This window comes from Nonomuraea africana, from assembly GCF_014873535.1.
Classification (GTDB): domain Bacteria; phylum Actinomycetota; class Actinomycetes; order Streptosporangiales; family Streptosporangiaceae; genus Nonomuraea; species Nonomuraea africana.
Genome location: NZ_JADBEF010000001.1, coordinates 1,665,996 through 1,685,680, shown reverse-complemented (window position 1 = coordinate 1,685,680; position 19,685 = coordinate 1,665,996). Strand labels below are relative to the sequence as shown.

Genomic DNA, 19,685 nt, shown 5'->3' with positions numbered 1-19,685 from the left:
CGTCTGGTTACCGGAAATCACCTCAAGCCGGTACGGCGCGCGGCTAAGGTCGCCCCATGGATCTACTCGCGCGTGCCGCGGAGCTGAAACCCGAGCTGCTGGAGTTCGCGGTGTCAGGCAGGTTCACCAGGGAGCTCGGCCTGGTGTACAGCCGGTTCTTCCCCGACGGGGTGGTCACCGACGAGGCGACGTCCGCGCTCGCCCTCGACCACTTCGCGCTGGAGTACCGCCTGCCCGGCGGCGACCTGCTGATCGACAGGTTCCTGGCCGAGCGGCCCGAGCTGGACGAGGCCGAGCGCGCGATGGTGCTCGGCTGGAAGGACGTCGTCGAGGGCATCTTCGAGGTCCGCACCGTCGCGGGCCCCGCGCTCATCCTGCACAACCTGATCGACGAGCTCACCTACACCGCCCACTCCGATCTGGGCGAGGACGCCTTCGAGGCGCTCGATCCCGGCATGTTCCTGGTCGGGCGGATCATCCCCGTCACGCTCGACGACTGGATGATCAGCGCCACGCCCGCCGTCTACACCGCCGACGCGCGCGGGCGGCTGGTGCGGGCCGCGGCCGAGGCCGCGCTGCGGAACCCGGCGAGGGTGTTCCGCAACCCGGCCCTGCTGGCCGAGGCCTGGCAGATCCAGGCGGCGCAGCGGCGGCAGTTCACCGAGCACTTCGGCGCCGACCTGGTGGTGATGCAGGGCGCGGAGGTGTCGGCGCGGATGGGCGCGTTCACCTCGCTGAGCTTCCCCGACCACCTGGCCGGGGAGGAGTCGGTCGCGCTGATCTTCGACGAGCGCGACGGGCTCGGCTACTACACCGACTTCGCCGCCGTGGAGGAGGCCTTCGCCGACCCCTCGCTGGTGACCAGGACCCGCTACCGCGACGCGGTCAGCCGCTACCTGCGCGGCGACGCGGTCTCACCGGTGCCGATCAGGCGGCTGGCCGCGCGCGACCCCGAACGGGCGAGCCGGCTGTTCGCCACCCTGCTCGGCAGGCGCGGCTTCACCTGGCAGCTCGACGGCGAGGCGCTGCTGCGGACGCACAAGCCCGGCTACTTCAGCACGCCGAGACTGCCGGTGTGCACCCCTGTGACGGCGGTCATCGCCGAGCTCGACCGCGACCTCGAACAGGAGCAGGCCCAGGACCACGGGCACGACTCCGAGCAGCGGGTCTAGCCGGGCGGGCGCCAGTCGGCCGGCCAGGGGTTGTAGTCGACCTCCAGCGCCTCCTGATCAGGACGCAGCTCGGCGGGCACGTGCTGCAGGTTGACCCTGATGCGGTACCACACGCTGCTGCGGCCGCGCATGCCGTCCACCAGCACGTCGGCGGGTTCGAGGAACTCCACGACCCGCTGGTGGCGGGCCTTCCACCGGTCGAGCCCGGCCAGCGCCTCGTCCTTGTGCTGCGCTCGCGCGATCTCGACCAGCGGCAGCTCGGCGCGCTCGGGCGGCGGGCCCTGCGACTCGGCCAGCTCGAGGAGCGGGGCCAGCGAGCCCGCGTGCAGGTCCATGTCCTCCCACGGGTCGCCGAGCGCGGCGAACCTCTTGGGCACGGTGTCGATCGTGAACTCCTCGGGCCGGCATCCCGGCACCTCGTCCCACGTCAGCGGCGTGGACACGCGGGCGTCCTGGACCGGTCTGACGGAGTAGGCGGAGGCGACGGTGCGGTCGTAGGCGTTCTGGTTGTAGTCGACGAAGACGCCCTGCCGCTCCTCCTTCCACCACCTGCTGGTGGCCAGGTCGGGCGCGCGGCGCTCGACCTCGCGGGCGACGGCCTCGGCGGCCTTGCGCACCTGGGCGAAGGGCCAGTCCGGCGTGATGCGGGCGTAGACGTGGAAGCCGCGCGAGCCCGACGTCTTGGGCCAGGCGGTCAGCCCGTGGTCGGCGAGCACCTCGCGGGCCACCTGCGCGGTCTCCACCACCTGGCCCCACGGCACGCCCGGCACCGGGTCGAGGTCGATCCGCAGCTCGTCGGGGTGGGCCAGGTCGGCGGCGCGCACCGGATGCGGGTTGAGGTCGACGCAGCCGAGGTTGACCACCCACAGCAGCTGGCGGACGTCGGTGACGACGACCTCCTCGGCGCTGCGACCCGACCGGTAGCGCAGCTCGGCGACCTCGACCCAGTCGGGGCGCTTGGTGGGGGCGCGCTTCTGGAAGAACGCCTCCTCCTCGATGCCGTGCACGAAGCGCTTGAGGATCATGGGCCGTCCCGAGACGCCGCGCAGGGCGCCGTCGGCGACGGCCTGGTAGTAGCGGATCAGGTCGAGCTTGGTCCGCCCGCCCTGCGGAAAGATCACCTTGTCCGGGCTGCTGATCGTCACACCGTCGATGTCCGGCATGTCCTCACCTTACGCGGCGGGTACGACAAGATCATGGACCCTTCTCAGGAGAAGTCGCCGTGGCGACCGGCACCCTCGGCGAAGCGGGCGGCGCCGGTGACCGCGTCGCCGAGCGCGGTCATGGCGATCCGCAGCTCGTTGCGGATCGCCTCCTCGGGCAGGCCGAACTGCTCCAGCGCGGAGAGCCGGTCCCCGCGCATGCAGGTCTGCGGGAACCTGGCCAGATCGCGGGCGAGCGCCTCGGCCGCCTGACGGGACCGCCCGTCGGGCACGACCCTGTTGGCCAGGCCCATGCGCAACGCCTCGTCGGCGTGGACCGGGCGGCCGGTGAGGATCAGGTCCATGGCGTGGGACAGGCCGATGAGGCGCGGCAGCCGTACGGTGCCGCCGTCGATGAGGGGGACACCCCATCGACGGCAGAAGACGCCGAAGACCGCGCTCTCCTCGGCCACCCGCAGGTCGCACCAGAGGGCGAGCTCCAAGCCGCCGGCGACCGCGTGACCCGCGACGGCGGCGATGACCGGCTTGGACAGCCGCATCCTGGTCGGGCCCATCGGGCCGTCGCCCTCCTCGCCCACGTGGTTGTCGAGGCGTTTGAGGTCGGCCCCCGCGCAGAAGGCGCCGCCCTCACCCCACAGGACCGCGACGGCCGCGTCCGACTCCTCGAACGCGGTGAACGCCTCGGACAGCGCGTCGGCGGTCGCGCGGTCGACGGCGTTGCGGGCCTCGGGGCGGGAGAGCACCACCGTGGTGACGGGGCCCTCCCGCTCGACGCGCACGCTCATGTGCTTCTCCGTTCGTTCGGGCCCCGTTTCCGGCCATACGGCGACTATGCCGACATCACCAGGCCCAGCGCCAGCGAGCCGATCGTGGCCACGGCCGTGGCCACGGCCAGTGGCCGCTGGTTGCGGTGCCAGGCCGCCGTCCACGAACCGTCGTCACTGTGCGCCATGCTGGCCGCGGCCATGGCCCAGCGGGCCAGGCCGAAGCCGACGCCGGCGGCGAGCGTTCCGCCGAACGGCAGGGCCAGCACCATGGCGGCCAGCACCAGGTGAGGCTGCGCGGAAGGCGAATAGGTGCGCATGCCCGTGCCCATCTCGAACCCGAACTGCATGCCGCCGACGACCCGTCCCTTGTTGAGGACGTGCTCGGGCACCAGCCGACGGTTCTCCGGCACCCTGAAGGAGACCAGTCCCGTCTCCCTGGCCAGGACGGCCGCGGCCAGCAGGGCGAGCGCGCCGAGCCGCACGGAGGCGGGCACGAGCGCCTGGACCACGCCGCCTAACACGCCCGCGACGAACGCGACCGTGCTCGCGCCCAGGAGCAGGCCGAGGCCGAAGTAGAACACCGCACCGGAACCGCGCCAGACCGACGCGCTCAGCAGGAAGGCCGAGTTGTGGCTTCAAGTGCTGCCGGAGTTGGCGTAGCCGGCGTTCAGCCCTGCCCACAGGAACAGCAGGACCGCGGGGCCCCACGCCGCCGCCGGGCCGAGCGCGCCGAGCACGATCGGCAGGGCGACGGCGACGGGGTGGAGAGCGAGCGTTCGCAGACGGGTCATACCCGGCACATGGAGATGGTGAGGGCGGTGTGGCGCTCACCGCTGTTCCAGACGCAGGTGGTGATCGCGTCGGAGCAGCGGTAGACCAGGCCGCTGGTGGTCCAGCGCCAGGCGTTCCTCGTGCTGCTGGTGCCGCAGTACGAGGCGGTGCGGGAGGAGGTGTAGCCCTCGTCGGAGTAGCCGCGCCAGCCCTCGAAGTGGTAGCCGCCGGAGCACGGGTAGGAGCCGCGCCGCCAGCCGCCGAAACAGGTGGCGGTGCCGCCCACCCACCAGTTGTTGGACTGCTGGCCGTAGCCGTTGGGGTAGCCGTCCGTGCAGTTGGACCGCGTCCATTCCGACGTGGGCCCTGCGGCCAGGGCCATGCTCTTGGTGAAGACCCACTCCAGGGGGACGAGGGCGGCGGTCGCGACGGCGACGCCCAGGCCCTTCAGCGCGGAGCGGCGCGAGGGGCGCAGTTCGCGGATCAGGGACCTGACACGGCTGGGCTCGGCTCCGGCGGGCGGCTCGCCGCCGGCGACAGGGATGTGGTCAATGCGCATGGCTGTTTCCTTGGAGTGCGGAGGCGGGCAGGAGTTCGGCCAGGAGGGCGGGCACGTCGGAGTCGGCGTACACGAACCGGCGTCCGGTGACCGCGCCCTGGCGGTCGATGGCGTAGGCGGTGGGGCTGTAGCCCTCGTAGAGCGCGGTCCACAGGTCGGGGTCGACGAGCAGCTCGGCCTGCCCCTCGAAGACGGCGGCGGCCTGGGGACCCGAGGCGAGGCCGACCACGCGCACGTCCGACGCGTCGAGCGTGCCTGCCGCCTCCCACAGCGTGTGGCAGGTGGTGCAGCCGGCGTCCAGGAGCATGACCAGGGTGCTGGTCTGCTCGCCGCTCGGCCAGAGCGCGGCGGGCGCCTGCCTGACGTCGTCGGAGAACAGGGCGCCGTTCGGGTCGAGCGCGGTGCGCTCCAGCAGCCGCAGTCTGAAGAACAGCCCGCCGACGGCGACCAGGGCGAACACCGACAGCAACACCGCGATCAGCGAGAGCGCGACGGGCAGGCTCATGCCGTCCACGCCACCCGCAGGCCGGACAGGACGGCCGTGGCGCGGTCCTCGGCGGCGGCGGAGCGCTGCTCGCCGGCGACGGCCCGCTTGCGCAGGACGACTTCGAAGACGGCGGTGGCGTTGGCGTAGATGTAGCGCCACTCGTACGGCGTGCCCGCCAGACCGGCCTTCTGCTCGGGGTCCAGGTCGAGTTCCTCCTTCCACACCTCGGCGTCACCCTGCTGGGCGCCGCGCCACTCCGGCACCGACTGGCGGGCGGCCCGCGCGTCGCGGATCGTGATCAGCAGGTTGTCGTTCTCGCCGTAGATCTGGGACGAGAACTGCTCGGCCGCCGTCGCTCCTGCAGGAGACAGCAGCGCGCCCTCGGGTGTGTCGGTGAAGGAGACGCTCGACACCAGGCGATTGAGCACGGCGGTGCGCGGCGCGGGCGCGCCGAACCAGGTGGTGGCCTCGTTGTACGGCCCCGCCCACACCAGGCAGCTGTCGGAGCGGTCGGCCGCCTCGTAGAGCACCAGGTCGAAGCCGTTGCGGCGGAACACCTCGGTCCGGCCGCCGGGAAAGATCTTGCGGGGGACGACGAGGTGCTGGCCGGCCTGGGCCAGGTCGAAGTCACGCATCAGGCGCGGCCCCGCGATCCGGGTGCGGGCGTGCCAGTTGAGCACGCCCGCCTCCTCGGGAAGGGTGATCTGCGCGCGCCCGCCGTCAGGTGCGACCCTGACGACCTCGGCGATAGTGGTGGTCATCGTGCCTCTTTTCCTGGAACCTCTAAGGGACGCCGGGTGTAATGAGGGGTATGCGGCGAATAGCGATCATCTTTGGCGTGCTGGCTGCCCTGCTGCTCCCAGCCGGTGGAGCAGCCTGGGCGAAGGGCCCGGACCGAGCGACCCTCACCGGGCCCGGGCTTGACGGCGCCGTGGAGATCAGGCCGGGCAGTGAGGCCGACTCGGCGGGGCTGACCCTGCTGCGCGAGGCGTCCGGCATTGACGCCATCCTGCTGACGGAGCTTCCCGGCACCACGCGGGCCGATCGGCCGGTCGCCGCGCTCGGACCCGCCTACCGGCTGGTGTGGCACGCGCCGGGCGAGGAGCGCGCCCTGGTGGTGCAGGAGGTCTACCCGTACGCCGAGCCCGGACCGTGGGTGCACACGCCCGCGCAGCCGCTGGCCGTACGCCATGGGTGGTCGCAAGCGCCCTCCTTCCTCAAGGACACGCTGGTCGGGTTCGGTCTGCCGGAGGCCGCCCCGGCGCCGGGGGGCCCGTGGTGGACGGCGCCGTCGGTCGTGGCGCTGATGGGGGTCGTGGTGGTTCTGGTGGTGGTGACGCCGCTGGCCGTGGTGCGCGCCCGGCGGCGCGGCACGCCTGGCGTACGCCATTGACGATCAGCGTTGACGTCACATCGGGTCAAGGCGGCCGAGTGGCGGCGAAAGGCCACGGAAAGCACCAGGAAAGCCGCTCGCCCGCCCTGAACGTGGCGTTTGCTTTCTCTCTTTGGGGCACCGAGCCCTGAATGACAGAAATTTCTCTCGGATGCCAGGCTCTATCGCAAGATCTGCGATGTTTCCGGGTCTTTCAGCACGTCTTTCCGCTCCGAAAGGCGGTGAGACAGATCAGCCGCAGTGTCCCCAGCCGCTCAACGACTGGAATCGCTGCCCCGCCCGGTCGGAGGCCACGCCTCCGAACTGCACGCACTTCCCGGCGGCGCGCACGCGCACCGGCCCCGCGTAGGACTTGTAGTAACCACCGTCGCGATGGATGGTGCTCGACCCCTGCACCTGGATCCGCGCCTCGGTGAAGGTGGCCACCGTGAGGTCGGTCTGCTTCATGGTGACCACGCAGTTGTAGCCGTTCCCGCTGTTGTAGAGCAGGTAGGAGGTCGCCCAGAGCCGGCCGGTGCTGATCGGCACCGAATCGATGATCCCGTATCCGGACCCGCACACGCTCTGCGGGGAGAGCGCGGCGTTGGCCGGTGACGCGGGCACGACCAGGGCGGCCGCCGCCGCCGCGAGCACGACCGCGCGCGTCACGTCACGTCGCATCTTCTCCATGAGGCACCTTTCTGGCAGTGATGCGGCGGCCAGGAGGCCGCCGCCGTCGTTGACGATCACTGCGGCGGTGCCGGTGGGTCAAGATCCTCCAAGGGGATCGAATCGGACTATCGACGCGTTAACCGGCGCGGACAGATCGCGGAAACCGCGCCGAAAGGCTGCATACGGAATCGGGCCGTCGCTATTCAAGGACCGAGGGGTTCACATTTCGCCGCCCAGGCACGATCATGGTCAAATCGCCCGTCAGGCGAGATGCCCACGGGGGGCATTTCTTTAATTTTCATTCACTGCGTCGTCAGCAGTTGATGCCTTCATGGCCGTTTATTCGGGGGCAGGACAGATGAATGAAGAATTCGTGGGGGTGCTCGGCCCGATCGGCCTGGTCAGAGGGGGTGTGCTGCACAGCCCTCCGTCACCCGTCGTGCGGGCGCTCCTCGGTATGCTCGCGGCGTCACCCGGCCCGCTCGCCACCGAGTCGCTCATTGAAGTGGTGTGGCGGCACAATCCGCCGCGAGACCCGAGAGGCGCCCTCCACCTGGCCGTCTGCCGGTTGCGCGGCTGGCTGAGGGAGACGGCGGCGGGGTCGCGGATCGTCACCGTCGCCTCCGGCTACCACCTCGACCTGGATGGCGGCGTGACCGACCTGACGCTGTTCCGCGCGGAGGCGTCCAGACCGGATGCCTCCCTGGAGTCCCTTTCGGACTCGCTCGCCCTCTGGCGGGGGCGTCCCTTCGCGAACGTGCCGGGAAAGCGGTTCGACAGCCGTCTGGTCGACTCCCTCCTGGCCGAGCGCGACGACGTGACGAGGCGCGCGGCGCGGGCGGCGATCGAGCAGGGCGACCCCGAACTGGCGATCAGGTTGATCGAACCGCTGTGCCACTTCGAGTCGCTCGACGAGGCGGCCCACGGCGTCCTGATGGAAGCACTGGTGGCGGCGGGCAGGCAGGGGACGGCCACCATGGTCTACGACCGCATCCGGCAGCGACTGGCGGTCGAACTCGGCATCGAGCCTGGAACCCAGCTCCAGCAGGCGCATCTCGCCTGTCTGGGCAGGTCCGCCGCCGGTGGCCCGCGCGGCGGTGAAGGCGCGAAGCCGCCCCGGCCCCGCCCCGGCGGCCGGGCGCTGGGGAGGGAGTCGGACGTCGCGCAGGTCGCCGGGCTGCTCGCCGGACACCACATGGTCACCGTCATCGGCCCGCCTGGCGTGGGCAAGACCAGACTCGCGCTGGAGCTCTTCGCCGAGGCCGCCGACCAGGACCGTGACGGTGTCCGTTACCTGAGCCTGGGCGAGGCCACGGCGGAGAAGGAGCTCGAGCGGCTCCCGGAGACAGGGACGGAGCTCGTCGTGATCGACGACTGCGACAGCCGCCCCGACCTGGTGCGCGGCCCCCTGGCCAGGCTCCTCATGAGCCGGCGCTCCCCCACGGTCCTGCTCGCCGCGCATCGCCCGCTCGGGATCTCGGGAGAGGTCACCTGGGCGATGCGCCCGCTGGACCCCGAGGCGACCGAGACGCTGTTCAGGCGCAGGGCCGCCGAGGCCGTGCCGGGCCTGTCCCTGACCGCGAAGGATCGGCCCCACGTGTGGAGCCTGTGCCGCCAGGCCGACGGGCTCCCCGCCGTCGTCGAGAGCCTCGCCGCCCTCCTGCGGACCTTCCCCCTCCCCGTCCTGGCCGAGCACGCCGTCGCGGACCTGGGCTCGCTCATCGACGGCGCCAACCCGTCAGCCGTCCTGTTCGGTTCCGGCGTCCACCAGGTGTGGCGCGGCCTCACCTCCTCCCAGCAACTCCTGCTGCTCAGGCTCGCCGGCCTCCCCCACGATTTCAGCGTCGAGTGCGCCATCGCCGTGTGCGGGGGTGCTCCTCTGGACCACCGCATGGTCCTCAACTCGCTTGCCGCCCTGGTGGACAACTGCCTGGTCCTGCCGTACGAGTCGGGGTCGGGGCGGAGGTACCGGCTGCTGACCCCCATCCGGGCCATGATCCTGCACCACTACGCCGAGCAGGCCCTCCTGCCCGAGCCGGTGCCCGCGGTGGCGCGCTGAGCCGGTCATGGCCGCCCTCTCCTCGGCAGGCGGGGCTCCGTGTCGTCTGACCTCGGCGCCCTGCCGCGTTCCGCCGCGTGACGCGGCGGACGGCCGTGTCCGGCTGGAGTTCGCCGCCGCCACCTCGTTGCGCGTCGTCACCGCCCCTTCGGGCTCGACGAGTCCGACCGAGCCGTGACCGGCGCCGCCGTGCTCCATGGCGGGACCGGGGGCCGCTTCCGGGGGATGTCCGCTGAGGAGCGGGCGTCCCCCGGTGAACGGGCTTCGGGGGTCAGGGGTTGCCGTTGATCAGGGCCATGGCGAGGTCGGGGCTGAAGGTTCCCGCGGGGATCGTGGGCGCGATGCCGCACGGCCCGTCGGAGTCACCGGGGACCTTGACCCAGAGGACGTACTCGGCGCCGGTCGACTGCTTGGCGGGCGGGACGCCGAGCTTGCGCTTGGGCGGGTTGCACCAGTTGTCGCCCGGCGTGGAGTCCACGTAGGGGCCGTTGCCGTTGCGGCTGGTGTCGATCACATACGGCTTGGCGCCGTAGGTGGCCGACAGCCTGTTCCTGACCTGGACGGCGTAGGCCTCGGTGTCGGCGGTGGTGATGTAGTTGGACACGTTCAGCGAGAAGCCGCGGGTGTTGGCGATGCCCGCCAGGCCCAGCCGCCGGGCCGTCTCGTCGGCGGTGTGCCAGGTGGCGTTGCCGGCGTCGAGGTAGACCCAGGCGTTGGGCGCCTGCGCCTTCAGCACCTGGGTGGCGTCCGCCAGCATGGCGTACTGCCCGGCCGGGCCGCCGTTCTCCGGCTTCACGCACTCGGCGGCGGCGACCGCGTCGGGCTCCAGCACGACGATCGCGTGCCGGTTGCCGATCGCCCTGGCGAACTCGTTGATCCACGCGTGGTAGGCGTCCTTGTCGCCCGCGCCGCCGCCCGAGTGCCCGGCGCACGCGTCACGGTTGGGGATGTTGTAGGCGACCAGCATCGGCAGCCTGTCCTGTGCCTGCGCGGCGCCGACGTAGGTGTCCACGGCCAGCGTGATGTCGGTGAACCAGCCGCCGAACCACGCGAAGATCGGCTTGTTGGCGATGTTCGAGCCGATGGCCTGTGCCCTGGAGTCCCCCGCGTTGGCGGCTACCCACCTGGCCGGGTTCGACTGGTTCGACACGTACAGCGCGGTCGGCCTGGTCGACTGCGTCTCCATCAGCGAGACGTTGTCGAAGCGCACCGTGGGGGTGCCGCCGGACCCGCCCACCTGGAAGGTGACCTCGGCCCTCGGGTCCGCCGTCGCCGTGGCCACGAACGGGAAGCTGTAGCGCCTGCTGGACGTGGTGAGGTTGACGTCCTGGGCCAGCGACTGGTTGGTGCTGGGAGTCGCTAGGTACTGCACGGTGGTGACGGCTCTGAAGGCCGTGGTGGCGTACGCGTCGAAGGAGAGCGTGTAGCTCCTGCCCGGGGTCAGCGTGATGGCGCTGGTGGTGGCGACCATGGCCTCCCATGGCTTGGTGGCGCCCGTCCCCACGGTCACCCGCATGCGACCGGACTCGGCCGTCATGGTCGCCTTGTCGATCTGCTTCCAGCCGCTGGTGCCGGTGGTGAAGGTGCCGTTCGCGATCAGCTGTGTCGCCGCCGAGGCGGGTTGCGGGGCGATCAGGACGGCCGCCAGGACGGCGGCTAAGGCTGCTGCGGCTTTCCCTGCGATGGTTCGCACGAAGTCACCTTTCGGTAGGGGTCGTCGGTTCAGTGGGTGGTGTCGGATCGGTGGATGGTGTCGGCGAAGGCGGTCAGCCACGCCAGGGCGGAGTTCCAGTTGATCGCGACCTCGTTGGTCGCTTGGAAACCGATGTCGTCGAGGTAGTACGTGACGGGGGCGCAGCCCTGGAGACTGCGCTGGGCGACAGGGTCCTGGTCAAGACATGACATCACTGTAGATCTCTGTTAAGTCGACCCTTTTTGCGTAGGCCAATTTGTGCTCCGCGCTTCTTGGGAGCGCTCCCAAAATACGCGCTGGTGGCGACGCTGCACCTGCTCGCCGGGTTCGTCTTGTTCGGCCGCCAGATCATCGGTGGCACCGCCTCGGGCGTCCCGATGTCCGACGAGGAAGGGCACGCGTTAGCCGGGGAGGAGGCCGAAGCGCTCGGCGAACGCGGACATCTCATCGCGTTGCCCCTGGAGCTCCGGGCTCATCGGGTTGACGACGACGCGGGTCACGCCCTGCGCGGCCAGCGCCTCGGCGTCGTCGGCCGTCATGCCGATGGACCCCCAGCGCGTGTACTCCAGCGCCTCGGGATCGCGCCCGGCTTCGGCGGCGCTCAGCCGGGCGAGCTCCCACTGCAGAGCGCGCTCCTCGGCGTCGAGCGCCCCGCCGGGGAAGAAGCCGTCGCCGCGCCGTCCCGCGCGCCGGGCGGCCGCCCGGCTCGATCCGCCGACGTGGACGGGCAGCCTCGTGACCCCGTGAGGCTTGGGAAAGCTGGTCAGGTGGTCGAAGGCGAAGAACTCCCCCTGGTGGCTGACGCCGTCCTCGCCACCGCCCCAGAGCAGCCGCAGCACATCGATCGCCTCGTCGGCCCGGCGGCCACGGGAGCCGAAGTCCACCCCCACCGCCTCGGCCTCCCCGGGGAGGGTGCCCAGTCCGACGGTCAGCAGCCGCATCCGCCCCTTGGACAGCGCGTCGATGGTCGCCAGCCGCTTGGCCAGGATCACAGGGTGGTGGTACGGCAGCAGCAGCACGCCCACGCCGAGCAGGATCCGCCGGGTGCCCGCGGCGACGAAGGCCAGGCAGTCGAGCGGGTCGGGGTACGGCAGCGACGGCGGGAACTCGACGGGCCCGACCTGCGCGCCGGGGTACAGCACGATGTGCTCCGGCACGTACAGGGCCTCGAAGCCGCAGTCCTCGGCGTGCCGCGCGAAGGCGGTCATCCGGTCGGGATCGGCGCCGTGGAAGGGCGTGCTGTAGTTGATCGCGAACCTCATCGATCATTCCCTCTCGTAGGGGCGGGTCATGGCGTGGCCGTCACCCTAGGACCCTGCCGCCGGTGTCAAGGCAACAGAAGCGGCCCACCGGGGCGTCTGCGTATCGCGAGCCACCCTGGTGGGCGGAGCGGAACTCGCGGGCTTCGGGGGGGCTGCCACACGTAGGCGACCAGCAGGGCCGCGGTCAACGTCAGCGCCAGCAGCCCGGCCGGCGCCGGCAGGGCACGACGCGCCCAACGACGCGGCCTGAGCCGGCCCGCGACCGGTTCGTCAGTGTGCGGGGTCAATTCCTGTCTCCGTGCGATGAGGGATCTCCGCAAATCACCACTAGGACGAGGAAACCGGACGTTCCTGACAGCAGGAATCAGTGATCCAGATCACGCGGGACGGTGGCCCGCGCGGTGTGGTCGCGCTGGAACGTGGCGTACAGCCACCACAGCGACGGCAGGAGCAGCAGCGCGCCCACGGCCAGCGCGCCCAGGCTGGCGGCCAGCACCGCGTCGGTGGCCGCCGCCTGCCGCAGCGTGACGCCGGCCAGCAGGTAGGGGTACTGGCCGACGCCCCAGCCCCACAGCAGTCCGGCCACGGCCAGCGAGGCGGTGATCCGTACGGCGAGGAAGGCGCGGCGCCACAGCAGCACCAGGGAGACCAGCCCGGCCACGATCGACAGCACCAGGAAAGGCAGCGCCCGGCCACCGGTGAGCTCGGTGAACAGCCGCGGGGCGTCGGCGCGCAGCACGACCAGCCCGGCGGCCGACACCAGCCCGACCACGGCGCCGCACGCCAGGGCGCGGCGTCTGAAGTCCTCTGCCAGGTCCTTGTCGCCGACGCGCTGGGCGTCGCGGGTGAGGTAGACGGCGGCGAGGTAGGCGGCGGTGCCCACGGCCAGCGCGCCGGCGACGGCGGAGGTGGGATTGAGCCAGCTGGTCAGGAAGTCGCCCTCGGCGATGCCGGCGGGGACGCGGCCGGAGGCGATCGCGCCGGCCACCGTACCCAGGAAGAAGGGGGTGACGATCGAGGAGAAGGCGAAGGTCGCGCCGAACAGGCGGCGCTGCCACAGCTCGATGGAGACCTTGCGGAAGGCGAAGGCCGCGCCGCGGGCGATGATCCCCAGCGCGGCCAGGGTCAGCGGGATGTAGAGGGTGGAGGCGATGGCGGCGAACACCGAGGGGATGCCGGTCCACATCAGCACGATCACGAAAATCAGCCAGACGTGGTTGGCCTCCCAGATGGGGCCGATGGAGTGTTCGATGAGGTCGCGCCGCCGGCGGCCCGCCTGGGCGCCGCCGGCCAGCAGGTCCCAGATCCCGCCGCCGAAGTCGGCGCCGCCGAACAGGACGTAGGCGGTCAGGCCGGCCCACAGGACGGCGAGCATGATCTCCGCCAGCGACATGATCAGACGACCTTGTAGCCGGTGACGTCGCGCTCCTGCGGAGCGATCGGGACGGGGATGTCGCGAGCCAGGCGGCGCAGCACGTACACGGTGGCGACGGTCAGCGCCGCGTACACGACGGTGACCAGCACGAACCCCCACACCAGGCCGGGCGCGGGGTTGACCGCCTCAGCGGTGCGCATGACGCCGTAGACGATCCACGGCTGGCGGCCCACCTCGGTGACGACCCAACCGGCCTCCAGCGCCAGCGCCGCGGCCACACCCGACAGCGCGGCGGCGCGCAGGAACCACGGCGAGCTCGGCAGGTCGCGCCGCCGCCACCAGGCCAGGGCCAGCCACGCGGACAGGCCCAGCAGGGCGAAGCCCGCGCCCACCATGATCTGGAACGCCCAGTGCACCACGTTGACCGGCGGGCGGTCGGCGGGCGGCACCTCGTTCAGCCCCATGATCTCGGCGTTCGGGTTCCAGTGGGCGAGCAGCGACAGGCCGTACGGGATCTCCAGCGCGTAGCGCATCTCGCCGTCGACCGCGATGCCGCCCACGTGCAGCGGGACGCCGCGCTCGGTCTCGAAGACCCCCTCCATCGCGGCGAGCTTGACCGGCTGGTTGCTCGCCACGAAGTGCGCGGCCCAGTCGCCCACGCCGATCTGCACGGGGGTGATGACGGCGGCCACCGCCAGCGGGAGCAGCAGGCCCAGGCGGTGGTAGCGGTCGCGGCGGCCGCGCAGCATGGCGACGGCGTAGACACTGGCCATGCCGAACCCGGCGACCATGAACGCGGCCAGGATCATGTGCACGGTCTGCGGAGGCGTGGCCGGGTTGAACATCGCCGCCCACGGATCCACCGCCACGATCCGGCCGCCCTCGGCGTCGAACCCGGTCGGCTGCTGCATCCAGGCGTTGGCGGTGACCACGAAGAACGCGCTCGCCACGCCCGCCAGCACGATCGGGATCCCGGACAGCAGGTGGATCCGCGGCGGCAACCTGTCCCAGGCGTACAGGTAGATGCCCAGGAAGATGGCCTCGATGAAGAAGGCGATGCCCTCCAGCGAGAACGGCAGGCCGATGACCTGGCCGTAGGCGCCCATCAGCCCCGGCCACAGCACGCCCATCTCGAACGACAGGATCGTGCCGGACACCGCGCCCACCGCGAACAGCACGCCCATCGCCTTGGCCCACCGGCGCGCGAGCAGCCGGTAGTGGACGTCGCCGCTGCGATGCCCCCGCCATTCGGCGATCAAGGTGATGGCCGGCATGCCCACGCCGAAGCAGGCGATCACGATGTGCCAGCCCAGAGAGAGCGCCATCTGCATCCGCGCGGCGGCCAGATCGGCGCCGGTCACCGCCAAGAGGTCCGCTGGGTTCACGCTGGTCTCCATTCCCCCAGGTCAGCGGGTAACCGACGTCAAGGGGGCACGCACTCCCGAAAATGCCCTGGGCTTTCCCTTCGCGTTATTGACCAGCCGAATTCCGGTTCATAGCGTCCGGTTCATGACCTCTGCCGGCCACGACCAGCGCCAGGCGATCCTCCAGGCGGCGACCCGCCTGTTCGCGAGCCTGGGATACGACGGGACCGCCCCCAGTCAGATCGCGGACGCGGCCGGGGTCGACATCGCCACGGTCAACGCGCAGTTCGGGAGCAAGCGCGAGGTCTACCTGGCGGTCATGGAGCGCGCCTACGAGGGCGGGCGGGACATGATCGAGACGATCGTGACCGAGTTCTCCCCCTGGACGCCCGCCGACGTGCCCCGGATCATCCACGTGCTGGCCGATCGCCATCTGGACTTCTGCATCGCCAATCCGGAGGTACCCGCGCTCTGGATCCATCGCAGCCTCTCCGACGCGCAGGACATCACCGAGCTGGAGTGCCGCTACGCCCGGCCGATGCTCGTCCAGGTCCGCGACATCGTCCGGCCCGCGGTCGAGGCCGGATACATCGACCCGGACGGCGACATCGAGTCCACGCTCATCGCGACGATCTGGTGCGCGCAGGGCTTCTGCGGCGGCGGCCTGCTCGACGAGGAGGGCACCCGGCACGGCCCCGACGACCCGGCCGCCCTACGCCGGTTCCGCAGGCACATGCACCTGCTTCTCGACCGGATGATGGCCCCGTCCGGGTAGGCGGGCCGTCAGACGGCGGCTCGGCGCTCCGGGCTCGGCTCCATCGCGGCTGACAGGTCGGTACGGCGGGCGAACAGCACGAAGACGGCCAGGATGAGGACCGCCACGCCGGTGGCGACGGCGAACACCGCCCGCACGCCCATCAGCTCCGCCCCGAGGCCGGCCAGCGCGGCGCTGACCGGGATGACGCCCCAGCTGAGCACCCGCGAGGCGGAGTAGATGCGGCCCAGCAGCTCCGGCGGGGACAGGTTCTGCCGGATCGTGGCCACCAGGATCCGCCAGATGCTCGAACCGGCTCCGGCGGCCACCGCCCCCGCGGCCACCACCCACGCCGCGGCGTCCACCGCCACCGGGGCCACCAGCAGGACGGTGCCGACGGCGTCCGCGATCAACAGCGTGGTCACCCCGAACCGGCGCCGCAACCGCTCGACCACCGTCGACGCGAGCAGCCCGCCGACGGCCATCGCGGTGAGCAGCAGCCCGTACTGCGCGGCGGTGAGGCCGAGCGGGCCCGGGCGCACCGCGTACACGACGAGCAACGCCGTCGAGGCCGCCCAGACCACGTTCATCGCGGCGGTGAACAGCGTCAGCGTCCGCACCACGGGCTGCCGCCACAGGTGCCGGAATCCGGCCACGACGCCGCCGCGCGCGGCGGCCCTGGTCTCGGCCGGCGCGCGGCGCAGCGTCATCGCGGCGATCCCGGCGACGGCCAGAGCGTAGAGGGCCGCGCTCACGCCCGTGGAGAGCGCCAGGGTGACGCCTGCCAGCAGTCCCGCGAGCGGCGGGCCCGCCAGCTGGTTGGTGACATTGATGGTCGCCTCGATCCGCGCGTTCGCCCTGTTGCGGCCGCCGGGTTCGACGACCAGCGGGATGGTGGCGGTCAGCGCGGTGTCGACCAGCGTCTCGCCGAGGCCGAGGAGCACCGCCGCGGCCAGCAGCACCGGCAGCGACAGGGTGCCGGTGAGGTGACTTGCCGTGAGACCGGCCAGCACGACCGCCCGCACCACGTTGACGCTGCCCAGCAGGGCGCGCCGGTCGACCCGGTCGACGATCCAACCGGCGTGCAGCCCGAAGATCGGCCAGGCCAGGGTCAGCGCCGCCGTCACGGCCGCCACCCCACCGGGTGAGGCGTCGGCGGCGATCGCGAGCAGCGGGAGCACGAACAGCGCCGTGCCGTCCCCCAGGTTCGCCGCGCCGGTGCCGAACCACAGTCCGGTGAACGACCGGCTCAGCGACTCGGGAAGGAAGCGCATGGATTCTCACCTATCAAGTTGATTTGATCGGTAATATCTCTGAACCTATCTGACCTGTCAATGCCTGGTGATTGGTGAGAAACTGGTGACATGATCGATGTCGAACTGGTCGGCAACGCGCTCTGCCTTGACTTCGCCAACACCGTCAACAGCCGGCCGGTGGCGGGACGCGACTGGCTGGCCACCCCTGCGGAGGCGACGACCTGGGCAGCCGCCGCGGGCCGGCCGATCGAGGACCCGCAGGGCCTCGCCGCCGCCCTGCCCGCCGCCCGCGACCTGCGCGAGGCGGTGTTCCGGGCCTTCCAGCCGCTGGCGCACGGCGGCGATCCGGCGCAGGCGGATCTCGACGCCATCGCCGTCCGGTATGCCGAGGGGGTCGCCCACAGCCACCTCGAGGCGGACGGCGGCGGGTACCGGCTGGCGTGGCGGGCCCCACGGACGGCGCGGGTCCTGCTCTGGGAGGTCGCGACGTCGGCGGTCGAACTCCTCACCCATGGACGGCTGGACCGGCTCGGCGAGTGCCCGTCGTGCTGCTGGCTGTTCCTCGACACCAGCAGGAACAGCCGACGCCGGTGGTGCAGCATGGCCTCGTGCGGCAGCCGCGACAAGTCGCGACGCTACTACGCCACCCGCTCGTCACCTCCTGATGCGGCGATCCCCGCCTCGCCGGCGCCCTCTGTCAGCGAGTCGGAGAGCCGGGTAGTGGGCCATCCCTAGTGCCGATTTCGGGCATGCCACGGCCCGGTGTCGTGGAATGCGTAAAGCCGCGCGTGGCCCCTCCCCGCCGGGGTAGGCATCGCCCGTATCCCAGGGGAGATCACCCGTGGCCGATCACCAGCCGATGCCGGAGACGATGGACGAGAACGACGTCATCGACCTGCTGCTGGCCCAGCACGCGCTGATCAGCGGCGCCGTGACCGCGCACGCCCGCAGCGAGGAGCGCTACGAGTTCATGCAGCTGCGCGCCCACACCTCCGCTGCCGAGCGCAGGACCCTGGCCCTCGGGGTCAAGGCCTTCGGGCGGGCGGGTGATCCGCGCCAAGCGGCGTGCGGTGGTTTAGCGCGTGCCCTGTGCGCCATATGACCTGAAGCAGCACGCGCAGCGGAGGGACAGCCTGTGACCGTAACGACCCCGCGGCCGGTGAGACCGCACGTCGTGGTTGTCGGGGCCGGCTTCGCCGGTCTCGCCGCGACCAGGGAGCTGGCCCGCGCCGGGGCCCGCGTCTCCCTGGTCGACGCCAACCCCTACACCACCTTCCAACCCCTGCTCTACCAGGTGGCGACGGCCGGACTCGGCCCGGGCGACGTGGCCTTCCCCACCAGGACCTTCGCCGCCCGATACCGGAGGGTGCGCACCCGGCGGGCCGCGCTGAGCAAGGTGCGGGCCGACGAGCGGCGGGTGGAGCTGGACGACGGCACCAGCCTCCACTACGACTACCTCGTGCTGGCCAGCGGCGTCACCACCAACTGGCTCGGCATCGACGGCGCGGAGGAGAACGCGCTGCCGATCTACTCGGTCCACGACGCGGTTGCGCTGCGCAAGCGGCTGCAACGCCGCCTGGAGGAGGCCGCCGTCGGGAAACGCGACAGCGTCCACGTCGTGGTGGTCGGCGGAGGGCCCACGGGCGTGGAGATGGCGGGCACGCTGGCCGAGCTCCGCCGCCGGACGATCCCGCTGACCCATCCCGAGCTCTCGGCCAAGCAGTCGAGCGTCACCCTGGTCGAGCGGTTCGACTACGTGCTCGCGCCGTACAAGCCGGGCCTGCGGGACGAGGCCGCGCGCGCTCTGCGCAAGCGGGGGGTGCATCTGCGGCTCGGCTCGACGGTGGCCGAGGTCCGGCCCGACGCGGTCATCCTGGCGGACGGCACCCGACTGCCCAGCGACGTGACGGTCTGGGCGCTGGGCGTCACCGCCCCCGAGGCGGTCGCGAACTGGGGCCTGCCGCAGGGCGGAGGAGGGAGGATCGCGGTCACGCGGGCGCTCAACGTGGAGGGGCACCCCGAGGTCTTCGTCGCCGGTGACCTCGCGGGGCCGCCGGACGCGCCTCCGCAGCTCGCGCAGCCCGCCATCCAGATGGGCGCACACGTGGGCCGGCAGATCATCGCGGCGGCCCGAGGCCGCGAGGTCGTCCCCTTCGAGTACCGCGATCCAGGCATCATGGCGACGGTCGGGCGGGCCGAGGCCGTGCTGCAGCTACCGAACGGCTGGACCGTCCACGGCCTGCCGGCGTGGCTGGCCTGGATCGGCCTGCACGTGGCCTACCTGCTGGGCGGACGGAACCGGATCAACGTGCTGACCGGCTTCCTGTGGCGATACCTCGGGCCACGCCGTGGCGCCGCCTCTGTCATCGAGTGAGCGCTCTCCACGGCCGGTCGCGGCGCGGCTCGCCCGGGTGTACATGCTGGCGGTCGCCGGGGCGGGAAGGACCACTGGTGGGGAGGGCGGATGCGGGATGCTCGGGCGAGATGCGAACCCGTGTGCCGGGGACCCTGCTTCCCAGCGACAGCCGACGTGCCCCGAGGAGTTCGCCGCGCTCGGTCTCGTCCCGGACGGCCTCGCCCCCGCCCCCGTGCTGCTGGAGCAGTCCCCGGACAATCCATTGGGCTGGCCGTACATGGTGACCGGACATGTGCCGGGCCGCGAGCGCGGGACGGCGAGCATCCGGCCGCTGTCGGGCTGGCGTGGCTGCTGCACCAGTCGGGCGTGACGGCGCCGATCGTGGGGGCGCGTACGGCGGAGCAGCTGACGCTGGCGTTGCGCGCGCTGGAGATCGACCTGGACGAGGAGCGGCTGGCGCTGCTTGACGACGTCTTCCCCGGCCCCGGCGGACCCGCCCCCGAGGCCTACGCCTGGTAGGCCGCCTGCAATTATGTCATGACATAAGGACGTAGTGTTGCATCGTCGTGCGTTCATGGTTACGTTCCTGGTAAGGCCTTCCCC

Annotated in this window: 23 protein-coding genes; 9 read left to right on the top strand and 14 right to left on the bottom strand. The window is 71.6% G+C overall.

Annotated features, from left to right (window positions below):
- Positions 1-56: 56 nt before the first annotated feature.
- Entirely contained in the window at positions 57-1,172 is a 1,116-nt protein-coding gene (locus H4W81_RS07680; RefSeq protein WP_192774149.1) for a hypothetical protein, read from the top strand.
- On the opposite strand, the gene ligD is transcribed toward H4W81_RS07680, so the two are convergent.
- Genes ligD through H4W81_RS07645 form a run of 7 tightly spaced genes read right to left on the bottom strand, consistent with a single transcriptional unit; the run spans position 1,169 to position 5,680 of the window.
- Complete coding sequence (ligD, locus tag H4W81_RS07675; protein ID WP_192774148.1) at positions 1,169-2,335, bottom strand: non-homologous end-joining DNA ligase; 1,167 nt, start codon at positions 2,333-2,335, stop codon at positions 1,169-1,171. The genes H4W81_RS07680 and ligD overlap by 4 nt on opposite strands.
- A 44-nt stretch (positions 2,336-2,379) precedes the next feature.
- Positions 2,380-3,120, bottom strand: coding sequence for a crotonase/enoyl-CoA hydratase family protein (locus H4W81_RS07670; RefSeq protein WP_192774147.1), 741 nt, complete (start codon positions 3,118-3,120; stop codon positions 2,380-2,382).
- Positions 3,121-3,164: 44 nt separating this feature from the next.
- Positions 3,165-3,683, bottom strand: a complete 519-nt coding sequence (locus H4W81_RS07665; protein ID WP_192774146.1) for a hypothetical protein — start codon at positions 3,681-3,683, stop codon at positions 3,165-3,167.
- 54 nt (positions 3,684-3,737) lie between these two features.
- The gene (locus H4W81_RS07660; protein WP_192774145.1) at positions 3,738-3,893 is read right to left on the bottom strand and encodes a hypothetical protein; all 156 of its coding nucleotides are present in this window, start codon (positions 3,891-3,893) and stop codon (positions 3,738-3,740) included.
- Entirely contained in the window at positions 3,890-4,432 is a 543-nt protein-coding gene (locus tag H4W81_RS07655) for a hypothetical protein (RefSeq protein ID WP_192774144.1), read from the bottom strand. The genes H4W81_RS07660 and H4W81_RS07655 overlap by 4 nt, the downstream gene beginning before the upstream one ends.
- Positions 4,422-4,937, bottom strand: a complete 516-nt coding sequence (locus H4W81_RS07650) for a hypothetical protein (RefSeq protein WP_192774143.1) — start codon at positions 4,935-4,937, stop codon at positions 4,422-4,424. Before H4W81_RS07650 ends, H4W81_RS07655 begins: the two co-directional genes overlap by 11 nt.
- The gene (locus H4W81_RS07645; RefSeq protein WP_192774142.1) at positions 4,934-5,680 is read right to left on the bottom strand and encodes a hypothetical protein; all 747 of its coding nucleotides are present in this window, start codon (positions 5,678-5,680) and stop codon (positions 4,934-4,936) included. Before H4W81_RS07645 ends, H4W81_RS07650 begins: the two co-directional genes overlap by 4 nt.
- Positions 5,681-5,757: 77 nt before the next feature.
- Here H4W81_RS07645 and H4W81_RS07640 point away from each other — a divergent pair, with 77 nt between their 5' ends.
- Positions 5,758-6,312, top strand: a complete 555-nt coding sequence (locus tag H4W81_RS07640; protein WP_192774141.1) for a hypothetical protein — start codon at positions 5,758-5,760, stop codon at positions 6,310-6,312.
- Between the two features lie 231 nt (positions 6,313-6,543).
- Here H4W81_RS07640 and H4W81_RS07635 read toward each other — a convergent pair whose 3' ends face one another.
- Positions 6,544-6,981, bottom strand: a complete 438-nt coding sequence (locus H4W81_RS07635) for a hypothetical protein (protein ID WP_192774140.1) — start codon at positions 6,979-6,981, stop codon at positions 6,544-6,546.
- A 340-nt stretch (positions 6,982-7,321) separates the two neighbouring features.
- Between H4W81_RS07635 and H4W81_RS07630 the strand changes: the two genes are divergently transcribed.
- Positions 7,322-9,022, top strand: a complete 1,701-nt coding sequence (locus H4W81_RS07630; protein WP_192774139.1) for an AfsR/SARP family transcriptional regulator — start codon at positions 7,322-7,324, stop codon at positions 9,020-9,022.
- Between the two features lie 271 nt (positions 9,023-9,293).
- Here H4W81_RS07630 and H4W81_RS07625 read toward each other — a convergent pair whose 3' ends face one another.
- The 5 genes from H4W81_RS07625 to H4W81_RS07605 all read right to left on the bottom strand — a co-directional run bounded on the left by H4W81_RS07625 (position 9,294) and on the right by H4W81_RS07605 (position 14,737).
- Positions 9,294-10,715 carry a glycoside hydrolase family 6 protein gene (locus tag H4W81_RS07625; RefSeq protein WP_318781592.1) on the bottom strand — a complete coding sequence of 474 codons (1,422 nt, stop codon included), beginning with the start codon at positions 10,713-10,715 and terminating at the stop codon, positions 9,294-9,296.
- Positions 10,716-10,744: 29 nt separating this feature from the next.
- Entirely contained in the window at positions 10,745-10,927 is a 183-nt protein-coding gene (locus H4W81_RS07620) for a hypothetical protein (protein ID WP_192781459.1), read from the bottom strand.
- A gap of 189 nt (positions 10,928-11,116) precedes the next feature.
- Positions 11,117-11,977: a TIGR03619 family F420-dependent LLM class oxidoreductase gene (locus tag H4W81_RS07615; protein ID WP_192774138.1), complete on the bottom strand. Its 861-nt coding sequence runs from the start codon at positions 11,975-11,977 to the stop codon at positions 11,117-11,119.
- Positions 11,978-12,341: 364 nt separating this feature from the next.
- Complete coding sequence (locus tag H4W81_RS07610; protein WP_192774137.1) at positions 12,342-13,370, bottom strand: cytochrome d ubiquinol oxidase subunit II; 1,029 nt, start codon at positions 13,368-13,370, stop codon at positions 12,342-12,344.
- A gap of 2 nt (positions 13,371-13,372) precedes the next feature.
- Positions 13,373-14,737, bottom strand: a complete 1,365-nt coding sequence (locus H4W81_RS07605; RefSeq protein WP_318781591.1) for a cytochrome ubiquinol oxidase subunit I — start codon at positions 14,735-14,737, stop codon at positions 13,373-13,375.
- 124 nt (positions 14,738-14,861) lie between these two features.
- Between H4W81_RS07605 and H4W81_RS07600 the strand changes: the two genes are divergently transcribed.
- Entirely contained in the window at positions 14,862-15,491 is a 630-nt protein-coding gene (locus H4W81_RS07600) for a TetR/AcrR family transcriptional regulator (RefSeq protein ID WP_192774135.1), read from the top strand.
- A gap of 8 nt (positions 15,492-15,499) precedes the next feature.
- Here the strand turns inward: H4W81_RS07600 and H4W81_RS07595 are convergent, their stop codons facing one another.
- On the bottom strand, positions 15,500-16,744 hold the full coding sequence (locus H4W81_RS07595) for an MFS transporter (protein ID WP_192774134.1): 1,245 nt from the start codon (positions 16,742-16,744) through the stop codon (positions 15,500-15,502).
- 90 nt (positions 16,745-16,834) lie between these two features.
- On the opposite strand from H4W81_RS07595, the gene H4W81_RS07590 reads away from it, so the two are divergent.
- From H4W81_RS07590 to H4W81_RS49185, 5 genes are all read left to right on the top strand, one after another.
- Positions 16,835-17,461, top strand: a complete 627-nt coding sequence (locus H4W81_RS07590; protein ID WP_192774133.1) for a CGNR zinc finger domain-containing protein — start codon at positions 16,835-16,837, stop codon at positions 17,459-17,461.
- A gap of 106 nt (positions 17,462-17,567) precedes the next feature.
- A complete protein-coding gene (locus tag H4W81_RS07585; RefSeq protein ID WP_192774132.1) occupies positions 17,568-17,828 on the top strand; it encodes a hypothetical protein in 261 nt (86 codons plus the stop codon).
- 72 nt (positions 17,829-17,900) lie between these two features.
- Positions 17,901-19,100 carry an NAD(P)/FAD-dependent oxidoreductase gene (locus tag H4W81_RS07580; protein WP_318781590.1) on the top strand — a complete coding sequence of 400 codons (1,200 nt, stop codon included), beginning with the start codon at positions 17,901-17,903 and terminating at the stop codon, positions 19,098-19,100.
- A gap of 97 nt (positions 19,101-19,197) precedes the next feature.
- A complete protein-coding gene (locus H4W81_RS46810) occupies positions 19,198-19,452 on the top strand; it encodes a hypothetical protein (RefSeq protein ID WP_225960918.1) in 255 nt (84 codons plus the stop codon).
- On the top strand, positions 19,449-19,601 hold the full coding sequence (locus tag H4W81_RS49185; RefSeq protein WP_318781589.1) for a hypothetical protein: 153 nt from the start codon (positions 19,449-19,451) through the stop codon (positions 19,599-19,601). Before H4W81_RS46810 ends, H4W81_RS49185 begins: the two co-directional genes overlap by 4 nt.
- The last annotated feature ends 84 nt before the right edge of the window (positions 19,602-19,685 follow it).

Excerpts from the sequence above, each read along its gene's own strand:
- H4W81_RS07680 (WP_192774149.1), top strand. The coding sequence starts at position 57 with ATGGATCTACTCGCGCGTGCCGCGGAGCTGAAACCCGAGCTGCTGGAG.
- ligD (WP_192774148.1), bottom strand. The coding sequence starts at position 2,335 with ATGCCGGACATCGACGGTGTGACGATCAGCAGCCCGGACAAGGTGATC.
- H4W81_RS07670 (WP_192774147.1), bottom strand. The coding sequence starts at position 3,120 with ATGAGCGTGCGCGTCGAGCGGGAGGGCCCCGTCACCACGGTGGTGCTC.
- H4W81_RS07660 (WP_192774145.1), bottom strand. The coding sequence starts at position 3,893 with ATGACCCGTCTGCGAACGCTCGCTCTCCACCCCGTCGCCGTCGCCCTG.
- H4W81_RS07655 (WP_192774144.1), bottom strand. The coding sequence starts at position 4,432 with ATGCGCATTGACCACATCCCTGTCGCCGGCGGCGAGCCGCCCGCCGGA.
- H4W81_RS07650 (WP_192774143.1), bottom strand. The coding sequence starts at position 4,937 with ATGAGCCTGCCCGTCGCGCTCTCGCTGATCGCGGTGTTGCTGTCGGTG.
- H4W81_RS07645 (WP_192774142.1), bottom strand. The coding sequence starts at position 5,680 with ATGACCACCACTATCGCCGAGGTCGTCAGGGTCGCACCTGACGGCGGG.
- H4W81_RS07635 (WP_192774140.1), bottom strand. The coding sequence starts at position 6,981 with ATGGAGAAGATGCGACGTGACGTGACGCGCGCGGTCGTGCTCGCGGCG.
- H4W81_RS07630 (WP_192774139.1), top strand. The coding sequence starts at position 7,322 with ATGAATGAAGAATTCGTGGGGGTGCTCGGCCCGATCGGCCTGGTCAGA.
- H4W81_RS07620 (WP_192781459.1), bottom strand. The coding sequence starts at position 10,927 with ATGTCATGTCTTGACCAGGACCCTGTCGCCCAGCGCAGTCTCCAGGGC.
- H4W81_RS07615 (WP_192774138.1), bottom strand. The coding sequence starts at position 11,977 with ATGAGGTTCGCGATCAACTACAGCACGCCCTTCCACGGCGCCGATCCC.
- H4W81_RS07610 (WP_192774137.1), bottom strand. The coding sequence starts at position 13,370 with ATGTCGCTGGCGGAGATCATGCTCGCCGTCCTGTGGGCCGGCCTGACC.
- H4W81_RS07600 (WP_192774135.1), top strand. The coding sequence starts at position 14,862 with ATGACCTCTGCCGGCCACGACCAGCGCCAGGCGATCCTCCAGGCGGCG.
- H4W81_RS07595 (WP_192774134.1), bottom strand. The coding sequence starts at position 16,744 with ATGCGCTTCCTTCCCGAGTCGCTGAGCCGGTCGTTCACCGGACTGTGG.
- H4W81_RS07590 (WP_192774133.1), top strand. The coding sequence starts at position 16,835 with ATGATCGATGTCGAACTGGTCGGCAACGCGCTCTGCCTTGACTTCGCC.
- H4W81_RS46810 (WP_225960918.1), top strand. The coding sequence starts at position 19,198 with ATGCTCGGGCGAGATGCGAACCCGTGTGCCGGGGACCCTGCTTCCCAG.